This is a genomic window from Chondromyces apiculatus DSM 436 (genome assembly GCF_000601485.1).
Taxonomy (GTDB): Bacteria; Myxococcota_A; Polyangia; order Polyangiales; family Polyangiaceae; genus Chondromyces; species Chondromyces apiculatus.
This window is the reverse complement of the sequence record NZ_ASRX01000051.1, coordinates 1-13891: the sequence shown is the minus strand read 5'-3', so window position 1 is coordinate 13891 and position 13891 is coordinate 1. Positions and strand designations below refer to the sequence as shown.

The 13891-nt window shown below is 68.4% G+C and carries 7 protein-coding genes; 4 read left to right on the top strand and 3 right to left on the bottom strand.

What is annotated here, in order from left to right; genetic code table 11:
* Nucleotides 1-68 precede the first annotated feature (68 nt).
* Together CAP_RS28040 and CAP_RS28035 are read left to right on the top strand one after the other, a co-directional pair.
* Nucleotides 69-470, top strand: coding sequence for a nuclear transport factor 2 family protein (locus CAP_RS28040; protein ID WP_052376141.1), 402 nt, complete (start codon nucleotides 69-71; stop codon nucleotides 468-470).
* A 130-nt stretch (nucleotides 471-600) separates the two neighbouring features.
* Complete coding sequence (locus tag CAP_RS28035; RefSeq protein WP_044246721.1) at nucleotides 601-4782, top strand: AAA family ATPase; 4182 nt, start codon at nucleotides 601-603, stop codon at nucleotides 4780-4782.
* 139 nt (nucleotides 4783-4921) lie between these two features.
* Here the strand turns inward: CAP_RS28035 and CAP_RS45700 are convergent, their stop codons facing one another.
* The gene (locus CAP_RS45700) at nucleotides 4922-6208 is read right to left on the bottom strand and encodes a pectin acetylesterase-family hydrolase (protein ID WP_052376137.1); all 1287 of its coding nucleotides are present in this window, start codon (nucleotides 6206-6208) and stop codon (nucleotides 4922-4924) included.
* 144 nt (nucleotides 6209-6352) lie between these two features.
* Between CAP_RS45700 and CAP_RS28025 the strand changes: the two genes are divergently transcribed.
* Together CAP_RS28025 and lon are read left to right on the top strand one after the other, a co-directional pair.
* Nucleotides 6353-6952: a TetR/AcrR family transcriptional regulator gene (locus CAP_RS28025; protein WP_044246646.1), complete on the top strand. Its 600-nt coding sequence runs from the start codon at nucleotides 6353-6355 to the stop codon at nucleotides 6950-6952.
* Nucleotides 6953-7133: 181 nt separating this feature from the next.
* Nucleotides 7134-9560, top strand: a complete 2427-nt coding sequence (gene lon / locus CAP_RS28020) for an endopeptidase La (protein ID WP_044246643.1) — start codon at nucleotides 7134-7136, stop codon at nucleotides 9558-9560.
* A 53-nt stretch (nucleotides 9561-9613) separates the two neighbouring features.
* Here lon and pulA read toward each other — a convergent pair whose 3' ends face one another.
* Nucleotides 9614-13009 carry a pullulanase-type alpha-1,6-glucosidase gene (gene pulA, locus CAP_RS28015; RefSeq protein WP_052376134.1) on the bottom strand — a complete coding sequence of 1132 codons (3396 nt, stop codon included), beginning with the start codon at nucleotides 13007-13009 and terminating at the stop codon, nucleotides 9614-9616.
* Between the two features lie 264 nt (nucleotides 13010-13273).
* Entirely contained in the window at nucleotides 13274-13672 is a 399-nt protein-coding gene (locus CAP_RS28010; protein ID WP_044246641.1) for a hypothetical protein, read from the bottom strand.
* Nucleotides 13673-13891: the final 219 nt, after the last annotated feature.

Sequence of the window (13891 nt, the reverse complement as noted above, 5' to 3'; positions counted from 1 at the left end):
GACGGCGGCATCCATCCGTGCGATCGTGAACGCCTCGCAGGCGGCCTACCGTGCGAGGGAGGAAGAGCATGTCGACGGTGACCACAGAGCAGGCAAGGGAAGCGATGATCCAGCTTTACCGGGGCTGGGTGAAGGCCGTGGGGGGCCCGGACAAAGACTACAAGTTCTTCGACCGGCACCTGGCCGATGGCTGGCGGTACGTTGATTACTTCGGCGTGCGACGCGACAAGGACGAATACCTGGCCCTGGTCGATACAATGACCTTCTACTCGCAGGAGATGCGACAGATGGAGGTCCGCTTCATTCGCGACGACCTGATCATCGCGAGCGGCGTGTACTATGCGCTGGGCGAGGTCAAGAGCGGCCAGAAGCACGATAACACGATCATCTTCAGCGCTGTCTGGGAGCTCCACGACGACGTGTGGCGCTGCTTGCTCCACCACACCACGAGAGTGCCGCCGGCGCCCTGAGAGTCCCGCGCGGGCGCGAGGTCCCTGCGACCGGAGCCTCGCTCGAGGTCCAGTCTCGCTCGAACTGATTGACACAGATCTCGCTTAGAGTAGCGTCCAGGAGCAAGCCTCAACGCTCACCAGGAATACCATGGATCTTCGTCGATTTTTGGAGCAAGCCATCCAGCTCTCGTCGGCGCTGTCGAGAATTCATCAGGCAGGCTCGCTACATCTGGACATCCGACCCGCGAACGTCTTCGTGAACCCCGAGTCCGGGGCCGTCGACCTCCAGGGCGGGCTGGCCTCCTCGGCTGGTGAGCTGGAACCCGGAGAAGAGCCGAAGATCCTCCCTGCTTCGCTGCCCTATCTTGCCCCGGAGCGGACAGGTCGCGTCGAGCAGGCGGCGGACCAGCGCACGGACCTCTACTCGCTCGGCGTGACGCTGTACGAGATGTACTCCGGCAAGCGCCCGTTCGAAGCCGACGACGCCCCGGAATGGGTGCATTGCCACATCGCGCGGGCGCCGACCTCGCTGCTGGAAGCGGTGCCCGAGGCTCCCCGGATCCTCTGGGAGATCCTCTCGAAGCTCCTCGCGAAGGCTCCCGAGGACCGCTACCAGACGGCGCTGGGGCTGGCGACGGACCTGCAGACGTGCCTGTCCAGGTTGGACAGGCTGGGAAACATCGAGCCCTTCGAGCTGCGCACCGCAGATCTCTCGGACAAGCTCCAGATCCCTGCGAAGCTCTACGGCAGGGAGCGCGAGCGCGCCATCTTGCTGGAGGCGTTCGAGCGCGTCATCGGGACCGGCGCCGCCGAGCTGGTGCTCGTGGCTGGGTACTCCGGCATCGGCAAGACCTCGCTGGTCAGGGAGGTGCAGGCGCCCATCGTGCGAGAGCGGGGCAACTTCATCTCCGGCAAGTTCGAGCAGCTTCAGCGAGATGTCCCTTACCGCACCATTTCGCAGTCGTTCGGAGAGCTGGTGCGCCAGCTCTTGACCGAGAGCCCGGAGTCGCTGTCGGCGTGGAAGCGTCGGATCCTGGAAGCGCTCGGGCAGAATGGCAGGCTCATCACCGATATCGTCCCGCAGCTCGCGGTGATCATTGGTGAGCAGCCGCCAGTACCCTCGTTGCCCCTGGCCGAGGCCCAGACCCGCTTTCTTCGCGTGTTCCAGGCCTTCATCGGCGCCGTCGCGCGGCGCAAGCACCCCCTCGTTCTCTTCGTGGACGACCTCCAGTGGGCAGATCCGGCGAGCTTGCGGCTCCTCCGGCACCTCATCTCGACGCCGGAGGCGCGGCACTTGCTGGTGATTGGTGCTTACCGCGACAATGAGGTGACCCCGTCGCACCCCCTCATCGAGGCGCTGGAAGGGATCCGCTCCGCCGGGGCGAACATCTCCACGATTTTCCTCGGTCCGCTGCAGCACGAGCACGTCATGTCGCTGCTCATGGACGCCCTGCATTGCGATGAGCTCTACGCGGCGCCGCTCACCGGACTGCTCGCCCAGAAGACTGGCGGCAATCCCTTCTTCGTGGGCCAGTTCCTGGCGGACCTGTACCGCAAGAAGCTCATCCGGGTCGACCCTGCCCACAATGCGTGGCGGTACGATATCGAGGAGATCGAGGCCCAGGAGCTGACCGAGAACGTCGTCGATCTCGTGCTGAGCCGCCTGAAGCGCCTCGGGCCGGACACCCAGCGCGTGCTCACCCTTGCCGCATGCATTGGCAGCCGGGTGGAGGCCGACATCCTGGCCAGCATGCACGGGCAGTCGCCACAGAAGACCCACGCCGACCTCGGCCCCGCCATCCGTGAGGGGCTCATCGTTCGGCGAGCCAGCACCTACAAGTTCCTGCATGATCGCGTGCAGCAGGCGGCATACCTGCTGATCCCGAAGGACAAGCGCGCGGAGACGCACCTCCGCGTGGGGCGCCTGCTTCTCGTGCAGACGCCCGAGGCGGCGCTCGAGGCGCGCCTGTTCGAGATCACGAACCAGCTCAACATCGGCGCTGCCCTCATCACCGACGCCGACGAGCGGCGCAGGGTGGCGTCGATGAACCTGAGGGCGGGCCGGAAGGCCAAGGTCTCCGGCGCTTATGGCTCCGCGGTGACGTACTTCACTGCGGGGTGCGTGCTCATCGGAGGCACCGACTGGACAGAGGACAACGACGCATTGGGGTTTGCGCTCCACCTCGATCTCGCCGACGCTTCCTTCCTCAACGGCGACTTCGAGCAGGCGAGGAACCTGTCGATCATGTTGCTCGCGCGGGCCCGTACGCCGCTCGACAAGGCCGCCGTTTATCGTGTCCAGATGCAGATTCATACGACTCACGCCGAGCATGAACGCTGCATCGACACCGGGCTCGAATGTCTCGCGCTTCTCGAACTCAACATCTCCCGCAAGCCGACGAATGAAGAGCTCATTGCCGAGCTCACGGAGCTGCAAAGCACCTTCCGCGAGCGGAGCCCCGAGGACCTGGTGAAGCAGCCCAGGATGACGGAGCCCGAGAAGATCGTCCTGATGAACGTGATGGCCGTCATGTACGCCTCCGCGTACTACACGGACCCCAATCTCAGCGACATGCTGGTATGCAAGATGTCCCAGCTCAGCCTGGCGTACGGCAACACCGAAGCTTCGGGGATGGGGTACGCGAGCGTCGGCAAGGCGTTCTGCGTCCGGCTCGGCGCCTACGAGGACGGCGACCGCATGGGGCGGGTGGGGTTCGAACTGACGGACGTGATGAACGCGGCGACGTACAAGCCCGAGGTCGCCAACATGGTCGGGACCGCCATCGTGGTGTGGACCCGGCATCTGCAGGCCGCGATCGAGTACGCACGCATCGGGGTCCAGGCGGCGAACGACATCGGGAGCACCACGTGGGGGAGCTTCAACCACGTGCAGCTCTGCTTCGACTTGCTGGTGCGCGGTGACGTGCTGGACGAGGTGCTGAAGACGTGCGTCGCGGCACTCGATTACATGAACAAGGCCAAGCTCGGCTTCACGGCCGACGTGGTCACGTCATTCCTGCGGTTCGTGCAGGCCATGCGGGGGACGACCGACGGCCTGGCTTCTCTGGACGGGGAGGGCTTCGAGACCCAGGCGTTTGAAGCCCACATCGAGAAGGACAGCTTCCCGACCGTCAGGCTCTTCTATTACACGATGAAGATGCAGGCCTGCTTCCTGGCCGACGCTCAAGAGGAGGCGGTGCAGGCAGCGGCAGACGCCGAGCGCAATGCGGCAGGCGGGGAGGGAACGCTGCTCCTGGCCGAGTACCACTACCATGCTGCATTGGCCAGAGCCGCCCATTTTCAGGCAATGACCCCGGCGCTGCAGGCCGAGACCCGGGGCAAGCTCGCGGACCACCTGGAGCGGCTCCGCCAATGGGCCAAGAATTGCCCGGAGAACTTCTCGGGCAAGCAATCGCTCATCGCGGCGGAACTCGCGCGCCTCGAAGGTCGGACCCTGGAAGCCGCGTCTTTCTACGATCAGGCCATCGGCAGCTTCCGGCAGAACCGGTTCATTCACCAGGAAGCCCTGGCGAGCGAGCTCGCGGCGCGGTTCTACATTGGCAACAACTACACCGGCCTGCCGGGTCTCTACCTGCGCGAGGCGGTCTCGGCATATTCACGCTGGGGCGCGAGCGCCAAGGTGCGCCACCTCGAGCAGCAGTATGCGCTCGTCCTCGACCAGGAGCAGCGTCGCGCCACGAGCCACGGCGTCATGAAGATGGCCGCCGAGGCGGTCGACGCGCAGACGGCCGTCAAGGTGTCGCGCGCGCTGTCGGGTGACATGACCCCCGCCGAGATGATGGGGTCTCTGATGCGCCTCGTGATCGAGCACGAGGGCGCTGACCGCTGCTGCCTGCTGCTCCTCTCCGGAGACGGGCTCCGGCTGGTCGCCGAGGGGATCGTGGGGCGCGAGGGCATCAACATCCGCGTGTTCGAGCGAGGCGCAGCGCCGGCGGCGACCCGCATCCCGATGGCCATCATCAACTACGTCCAGCGGACCCGAGAGCGGGTGCTGATCAGCAACCTCGCCGAGCGCAACGCCTTCGGCGCGGACGAGTACCTCACCCGCGAGCAACCGAAGTCGGTGCTCTGCCTGCCCCTCATGAAGAGCCCCGGCGAGGTGGGAGGCATGCTGTACCTGGAGAACCGGCTGGTGCACGGCGCCTTCATCCTGCGCCGCCTGTCCATCCTCGAGTTCCTGGCCTCGCTCTCGCTGCAGAACACGGTTCTGCGTGACGACCTCGCCCAGGAGAGCACGAAGCGCAAGCAGGCCGAGGAGGCGCTCCAGCGCAACGAGAAGCTCCTGCGCGAGCTGGTCGAGTCGACCTGAGTACTGCGTACCCTGGGGCAGGGACCTTCGGTCCCTACGCTCCCGATGGTCGCTACCCCCGCGAGTGCATGCAGAGGTCACGCCAGGGACCCGGGACGCGCTCGGCTCGGCGTCCCCTCCCTGGCGCTAGATGCGCCACTCAGGGGCTGACGTGGGTGGCAGGCGCTTCGTCGAGGAGCGAAGCCACCCACCCGGTGAGCGAGACCCCGGCCACCGTCGTGCTGTAGTAGCCGTTGCCGCCCAGGATCGTGTGGGCAGTGCCCGACATGTAGTAGCTCGCCCAGCTCGTGGTGCTGGTGAGGTAGTCGTCACGCAGCTCGGTGAGGCCCGCGGTGTAGGCGGCGCCCGTCATGGATCCGGGGAGCCCCTCGATCCCGGCGCAGTTGTTGTTCCCGTAGCTGTAGAAGGTCCGGATGGTGTTGTCCTGCAAGGACGAGATCAGCCCCAGCCGGCGCTCCGGGTACTTGGACCCGAGGTACACCGTGTAGTTCAGGAGCCCGCCCCCGTTGCTCGGCGTGCACTCGGCGCAGTCGGCAGGGAGCGTCCCGTCGAGGCCCCAGAGCGTGCGCCAGCGCTGCTGCAAGCAGGGAGCGAGGTACTCGTCGGACATGACGGGCCCGGAGTCGTCCACGAGGGTGACGGGCGTGGGGCAGAAGGCTTGCGCGACGCGGTCGTAGTTGAACGCCGCGCCGAAGCCTCCAGCGCTGGTGCCGGTGAGCAGCACCTGGCTCAGCTCCGGGAGCGTCGGGATGATGCGCCGCAGGTAGTGCCCGATGTTCGCGTACCCCACGAACGACTGGTTCTGCGGGGCCCCGAGCCCAGGAACATTCACGCCGGTCGCGTTGCCCGAGTGGACGTCGCCCGTGCAGTAGGGCACGAACACCATGTTCCAGTCGCGCACGGGGTTGTCGTCGTTGTCGTTGTCGAGGATGCCCCCGGGGCCGTTGCCACCCTTCCAGGTGTTGAAGTTCTGCTCGGTGTAAGCCTGCGGGTTCGCCAGGCAGGTCGCGCCGTTGAAGCAGGCGCCTCCGCCTTCGAGGAAGATGACCAGCTTGTCGGAGGCGGGGTTCAGCCGGATGCCGAAGCCCGTCTCCGAGCGATTGCGACAGTGCGCTTCCGGCACGCCGACCCACGTCCAGGTCTCGGGCGTGGCGTTGATGGGGTCGCCATCGAAGGGGCCTTCCGGAGTGCACGCCGAGGCGCCGCCTTCCCCGCCTTCTCCTCCCGTGCCTCCGCCGCCCTGCGAGGAGGAAGCGCCGCTCCCTCCCGTCCCGTCGTCACCGCCGCTCCCACCGGTCCCGCTGTTCGCTCCGGAGCCCGACGAGGTCTCGGTTCCCGGTGCAGGGGTGACCGGCCCATCGGAGCAAGCGGCGATGGCGAAAGGAAGAGCGAGCAGGCAACCAACCAACACCGAAGCCGTGCGCATGCGATGGATGCTAGGTCAGCGCGTGGGCATGCTCAACGCGGCGCCACTCAGGCAGAAAAGTCCATGCTCGTTGCGGGATGCGCCATGCCACGTCCACAGGACGCTTGCGGTTTCCCTGGAATCACCCCGAGGATCCCGGGCGTCATGGATCGGGAACCCTCCGCAGGTAGCGAGCGCCGCCAGCGCATCCTGAACGCCACGGAGCGGCTCCTCGACCGCTACGGTCCGGGCAAGACGACCATCGCGGACATCGCCCGCGAGGCCGAGGTGGCGGTCGGGACCGTCTACCTGGAGTTCGACTCCAAGGACGCGATCATCCTCGCGATCTCGGGGGCCCGCTACGAGGGCGTGCTCGACGCCATGCGCCTCGCGGCGTCGCAGCCGGGCTGCTCTGCGCGGGCGCGGCTGGAGGACGTTCTCGACGCCCGGGTGGAGGCCTTCCTCGCGGCTGCCGAGGCAGGCGGTCATGCTGGCGATCTCCTCCACTGCCAGAGCCGTGCGGTCCAGGCCGCGCACGAGCGCTTCCTCGGCGAGGAGCGCGCGTTGCTCGGCAGCCTGCTCCGCGAGGGCGCGAGCACGGGGGAGCTCGACGTGCCCGACGTGGAGCTCGCCGCCAGCACCTTGTTGCGCGCCTACATGAGCTTCTCTCCACCATGGCTCTTCAAGACGCCCCGCGACGCCATCCCGGGTCAGCTCGCCGCCATGCACGCCCTCGTCCTCCACGGGCTGGTCCGGCGGCCGTGAGGGACAGGGGGCCTATTCGCACGAAGTTCGGCCTCAGCCTTGACGAAGCTGTGAACGAATTTAGTTTCGGTTCACGGCTTCGAGGAGAGCTTCCCACGCATACGGCGATGGCCACCCTCCAGAAGCCTCTTCACCGGCGGACGCCGCTTCGACGCGGGCCCGCCATCGACAAGGTGTGCGTATGAGCCAGCTCCGTGGTGGCGGCGTCGCGCCGCGTTCTCCTTTCCCGCTCCTCCCCCTCCGCACCGGCGTCCTCTTCCCGGGCACGTCCATCACGCTCCCCGTGGGGCGCTCTCGCTCGGTCGCGCTGCTCGCCGACATCAAGGCGGGCGCCATCCTCGGCGTCGTCGCCCAGCGCGACCCGCGCGTCGAGGATCCGCAGCGCGACGATCTGCATGACATCGGCGTCTTCGCCCGCGTGGTCGACGTGGCCCGGGTGGCGAACGGCGGTTACCGGCTCACCCTCGAAGGCCTGGACCGGATGGTGCTCACGGCGCTCGTGCAGCACGACCCCTACTGGCTCGCCGAGGGCAACGTGGCTCCCGAGTTCGCGGGGGACGCCGAGGAAGGGCGCGTGGTCGCGACCGCCCTGCGGGACCGGGCGCGCGAGCTCGGTCCGCAGCTCGGCTCGAACCTGGCGGACGTCGCCGCCGCCAAGATCGAGCCAGGTTCGTACGCCGATCTCATCGCCGCCGCGCTCGGGATGAGCACGGACAAGGAGATGCAGGTCCTCTCCGAGCTGCGGGTCGTGCCCCGGGTGAAGCTCGTGGCCGAGCTGCTCAACGAGGCGGTGCACCTCGCCGACCTGAAGCGCAAGGCAGACGCCGACGTGCGCAAGGAGATCGGCAAGAACCAGCGCGACGCCATCCTCCGCGAGCAGATCCGCGCCCTGCAGCGGCAGCTCGGCGACGAGGGCGACGACCTCTCCGCCCTGCGCCGGCGCCTCGACGAGGCAGGCCTCTCCGAAGAGGCCCGCACCGTGGTCGATCGCGAGCTCCGCCGCATGGAGAGCATGAACCCCCAGCAGGCGGAGCATCACGTCATCCGGACCTACCTGGAGTGGATCGCCGATCTGCCCTGGAGCAAGCGGGCCGGGAGCGCGGGCGCGAGCGAGGCCGAGCAGCACACCCTCTCGGGCACCGATCTCGACGCCGTGGCGAAGAAGCTCGACGAGGACCACCGGGGCCTCGACGACGTGAAGCGCCGCATCCTGGAGCACATGGCCGTGCTCAAGCTGGCGGGGAAGACGCGCGCCACGATCCTCTGCCTGGCGGGCCCTCCAGGGGTCGGCAAGACCTCGCTCGGACAGTCCATCGCCGACGCCACGGGTAGGCCCCTGGTGCGCATTTCGCTCGGCGGCGTGCACGACGAGTCGGAGCTGCGCGGGCATCGGCGCACCTACGTGGGCGCCCTGCCCGGCCGGATCATCCACGCCATGAAGAAGGCCAAGGTGAAGAACCCGGTCATCCTCCTCGACGAGATCGACAAGCTCGGGACGAGCTACCGGGGCTCGCCGGAGGCAGCGCTGCTCGAGATCCTCGATCCCGAGCAGAACAAGACCTTCCAGGATCACTACCTGGAGCTGCCCTTCGACCTCTCCGAGGTGCTCTTCGTCTGCACGGCGAACGACCTGTCGTCCCTCTCCGCGCCGCTCCGCGACCGGCTGGAGGTCATCGAGATCAGCGGCTACACGGCCGACGAGAAGACGGCGATCGCCCGCTCTCACCTGATCCCGAAGCACCTCCGGGAGCACGCCATCGATCCGAGCGCGCTCACCATCACCGACGTGGCGCTCGCGGCCATCCTCCGGGACTACACGCGGGAGGCCGGCGTGCGGCAGCTCGGCCGCGAGCTGACCAAGCTGTGCAGGGCGCTCGCGCTGGAGGTCGCCCGGGCCTCGGACGGCAAGCTCCCGCGCCTGCACGTGGACGTGGACGATCTGCCGAAGTACCTGGGCAAGGCCCGGTTCTTCAGCGAGATCGCGGAGCGCACCCAGGTCCCTGGCGTCGCCACGGGCCTGGCGTGGACGCCGGTCGGCGGGGACATCCTGTTCATCGAGACCTCGCGCATGCCGGGCAAGGGGAGGCTGGAGATCACCGGCCAGCTCGGCGACGTCATGAAGGAGTCGGCCAAGGCCGCGCTGACCTACGTGCGCAGCCACGCCGAGGAGATCGGCGTCGACGTCGCCCAGCTCGAACAGGAGGACCTGCACATCCACGTCCCCGCGGGCGGCGTGCCCAAGGACGGCCCCTCGGCGGGCGTCACCATGTTCACCGCGCTCACCTCGCTGCTCTCCGGGCGGCGGGTGCGCTCCGACACGGCGATGACGGGTGAATGCACGCTGCGCGGCCGGGTCCTCCCCGTGGGCGGCATCAAGTCCAAGGTGCTCGCCGCGCACCGGGCGGGGATCACGCGGGTGATCCTCCCCCAGAAGAACGCCCGCGATCTCGAGGACGTACCCAAGGAGGTCCGTGACCACCTCACGATCATCCTGGCCGACGACATGAGCCAGGTGATCGCCGCCGCGCTGGAGGAGACGCCGGTCACGCCGACCCTCGGGAGCGGCGGGCTCGCCACCCCGGGGTTCGGTTCCTCCGGCACGACCTGAGCTGAGCTGCTAGCTCCTCCAGCCAGGCCGGGCTGCTCCTCCGCGCGCGGCGCTCAGGGCAGCCCGGTCCCCACGAAGACGGCCGTGGTTCGTGCGGGAACCATCACCGTCGGCGCACTGCCGGCGGTGAAGAGCGCTTGCTTCACGATCCCGTCCGCGGAGTTCTCCTGCACCGGGTGGAGCGAGAGCCCCGCCGTGTCAAAGCCGGCGAGCGGCAGGGTGACCGCCTCGGGGCGCGCGTTGAAGACCACCAGCACGCCTCCCGTGGCCGGGTCGAGGTCCGGTTGCCCCGGGACCTCGTCGGAGATGGCCATCACGATCACCCCCGGCACCTGGTCCGGCCCCGTGTTGTGGAACCGCACCCGCGCGCTCACCGCCTCGGCCGTCTCCAGGCGGAAGAGCGGCGAGCTGCGCCGGATCTGCAGCACCTCCTGAAAATGGGCGACGGCGCCGACGATATGCGCCTGATCCACCTGCAAGGCCGGGTTCGCGAGCAGCGCTCCGAGGAGATCCCAGCTATCCTGGTTCTTCTCCGCGGGCGGCAACCCCACGCCCCAGTTGTTCGTGGTGTAGGTGAAATCTAGCCGGTTGAACCAGTCGCCGGAGTTGAAGCTGTCGCGGTCCAGCGACTTCGAGCGGAGCATCTCCATGCCCGCGTGGAAGAACGGGACCCCGAGCCCGAGGGCGCACACGCTCACCGAGAGGTTCTGGAGGCGCACGCGGTCCGGGAGCGTCGTCCCGGCGGCGACCTTGACCTGGAGCATGTCCCACAGCGTCTGGTTGTCGTGCGCCTCGACGTACGTGACGGCCTCTCCAGGCGCTGCCGTGTACCCCGCGGGGGCGCCCTTGTACGTCAGGTCCTTGCCGGTCACGAGCACGCCATTGCGGTCCTCGAACTCGTAATCCCGCAGGTTGCCCGCGAGCCCGAGGCGGATGTGATCCGCAGCGTCGAGCAGGAGCGCGCGCTGCTCCTCCTCGGTCCCCTGATCGTGGGCATTCGGCGCGGTGTACAGCCCGGTCGCGAAGCCCTGCCGCTGGAGCGCCGCGCCGCTGTCGAAGGGGTCACCGCCACGAATCGCGTCGCGCAGCCGGTCGTTGAAGGTGGCGATGCCGGTGCCCGCCATGCCGGCCTGTGTCGCGTTCTCCCCGCGCGCCTGGCCGGCGACCTCGCCGAAGTCCCATCCCTCGCCGTAGAGCACGATCCGGGAGCCATCCACGCCATCGTTCGCCAGGGTCAGCGCCGCGAGCCGGTCCCGCACCTCGATCAGGTTGGCCTTCATGTGGTGGCCCATCAGGTCGAAGCGGAAGCCGTCGACCTTGTAGGCCGTCGCCCAGGTGAGCAGGGAGTCCACCATGAGCCGCTGCATCATGGTGTGCTCGGTGGCGGTGTTCTGGCAGCAGGTGCTGGTGTTGATCGCGCCCTTGTCGTCCAGGCGGTGGTAGTAGCCGGGCACGATGCGGTCGAGCACCGAGCGCGGGTTCTGTCCTGCGGCGCTGGTGTGGTTGTAGACCACGTCCATCACCACCCGGAGGCCGGCCTGGTTGAGGGCCTGCACCATGCTGCGGAACTCGACGATCCGCGCGGGGCCGTCCGGCGCCGTGGCATAGCTGCCCTCGGGGACCGTGTAATGCCAGGGGTCATAACCCCAGTTGAAGCCGTCCTGATCCCGCAATGCCCACACCGCCGCCTGCTGCTCCTGGGAATCGGGGGAGAGCCCCGCCGGAATGACGGGGCTCTGCTGCTGCGCCTCGTCCTCGTTCACGGTGGCGAAATCGAACGTCGGCAGGAGGTGCACGTGGGTGAGGCCGGCCTGGGCGAGGCCCGTGAGGTGGGTCATGCCGTCGGAAGCAGGGTGGGTGAAGCCCAGGAACTTGCCCCGGTGCCCGGCCGGCACGGAAAGGTCGTGGATGCTGAAATCGCGGACGTGAAGCTCGTAGAGGGTGGTGTCGCGCAGCGAGGCGAGCTGCGGCTTCGCGAGCGTGCTCCAGCCCAGGGGGGCGAGCGCAGGGTCGTGGAGGTCGATGATCTGGCTGCGCTGGCTGTTCATGGAGAGGCTCAGCGCGTAGGGATCGGTGACGAGGTTCGTCTCCACCTTGCCCGTCGAGGGGGCGAACACCTCGACCTCGAAGAGGTAGTAGCGGGCCATCCAGCCCGGGTCGCCGTCGGCGCGCCACACGCCCTGCGCCTCGGTCATGGGCACGATCTCGGTCGCGTCGCCGCTCGGGGTGTCGAAGAGGTGGAGGCGCACGGCGCGCGCGGTCGGCGCCCACAGGCGGAGGGTCGGCGCGCCACCGGAGAGGTCGACGCCGAGGGGGCTGTCCGTGGCGAAGCGGTCGTCGAGCACGCCCGGGAGCTGGACGCCCGTCGCCAGGACCTTGCCGCTCGGAAGCGTGGCCACGACGACGAGCTGGCCCTTGAGCAGCTCCGGCAGCCGCGCCTGAGCCTCGCTCGGGAAGCGCAGGGCGGTGTGCCCGGCGAGGTGGGGGAACCTGGCGCGCGCGGCGTCGCCGAGGCCAGCGGGATCGAGGGTCAGCGTGAGCTCCTCGCTCCCTCCCGTGACGCGCCCCTCCTCGCCGCGGATACCGCCCGCGGGGGCATGCACGAGGGTGAAGGTGGCGCCTTCGAGCGCTGCCGCGTCGACGGGGAGCTTCCAGGCAAAGGTGTCGCGGTCGACCCAGTGGGCCTGCATCGCGGCGAGCACCTGGGACTCCGCAGGGTAGGTGTACAAGGTGGGGTCGCCCGAGAGGACCCAGATGCGGCGGCCCACCTCGGCGAGCCTGAGGGCCTGGTCCGGGCCGGGATCCTTGGCGTCTCCCTGGTGGATGATGAAGTTGACCTGGGCGGCGTTCTCCGCGAGCGGGACCTCGTACCAGGCGCCGTAGCTATCCTCGCCGCTGGCCAGGACCGGCGCTGACCAGTCGGTGGGGGTGGCGGTGTCGCCCCAGAGGTGCAGGCCCCAGTCGTCGTAGCCGTCATCGGGGCGGCGGTAGTAGACGATCGCGGTGTCCTCCGCGGGGACCGCAGGCGCTTCGGTGAAGGCGCGCGCTTTCTCGGAGAAGACCCAGACCTCCTTGCCCAGCTCGGGGACGCGGACCTCGATCTCGCCGGCCGGCGCGGTGTCGGCGCCACTGGCGATGGTGAAGCGCACGGTCTGCGCGTCGGGGCGGGTGGGAATGACGAAGACGGCGCCGAAGTCGTCGGCCTCTCCCTGGCGGACGACGAGGTTCTCGGGAAGGCGTTCGGCGACGTCTCCGGTGGGGAGCAGCTCCCAGCCTGCGTAATCGCCGAGGGGGCGGTAGTAATGGACGCGCAGGATGTCCTCTGCGGGGATCTCGTCGACGTCCGGTCGTTCGGTGGCCACGGGATCCGGATCCGCGCAGCCCAGCAGGGGAGAGAGGAGCAGGGGGAGCGCGAGCTTGCGGCGCAGCAGGAGAAGGGGACGCTTCATCGTGGGACTCCAGGCCGAGTCGCGCAGCGTGGGCGTCGGCCAGCGCGGAGTGTAGGCAGGGGCCGGAGGCGAGAGCGATTGGAAAGGGCAGGGCTTTCCGGGGCTGCGGAGGGCGCGCCCGGAGCTGCCGCACGCGCTGGAAAGCCAGGAGGGATCGGGTGGTGAGGGTCGGTGCGTGGCTCGGCGGAAGTGGAGACCGGAGCCGAAGCTGAAGCCGGGCTGAGGGGACGGGGCCGAGTGGGCGGACGTCCCTCTCGTGAAGGCTCAGACCATGAGGTGGGCGCCGCGACGCAGGTCGAGGACGCGGCCAGTGGACCGGAGGAGCTGCTGGTGCTCGACGATCATGAACTGGAAGCCACCGCCGCCGCCGAAGACGCCGTTGTTGCGACAGCGGCCTGCAGGAACGCTCACGGGGTAGAGCACCTCGTACTCCTCGATCTCCATGCGGTAGCCGAAGCGGGCGTGCGCCGGGACCTGGAGGGCTTCCCACATGTCCTCGGGGGAGGTGGCGAAGCCGCGGATGGTCTCGGCATTGGTGTAGTAGATGCTCTGGCCAGGCCTGCCGCAGTACACCTTATCGCCCGGCCAGAGCGACACGGCGCCCCACATGTCGGAGTTCCAGTCGCTGCCTGCCTGGGTCCTCGACGCATTCATCTGGATCATCGGAGTCCTCCACCGTCCTTCGGCTCGCGAACGTGACTTGGGGGACTCTATCAGGGTTCGTGCCAAGGGCGGCTCTGGGGTTGGCCTGATCTGGATGCGGGGTTTCTCGTGGATCTGGGGTGTCTCCGGGGAGGGATGGTCTGGGGCGGTGGGTCCATGGATGGCTCACCTGGGGGGGCGGTGATCCAGTGGGTTTGGTCCAGGGGCAGGGGGGGCATG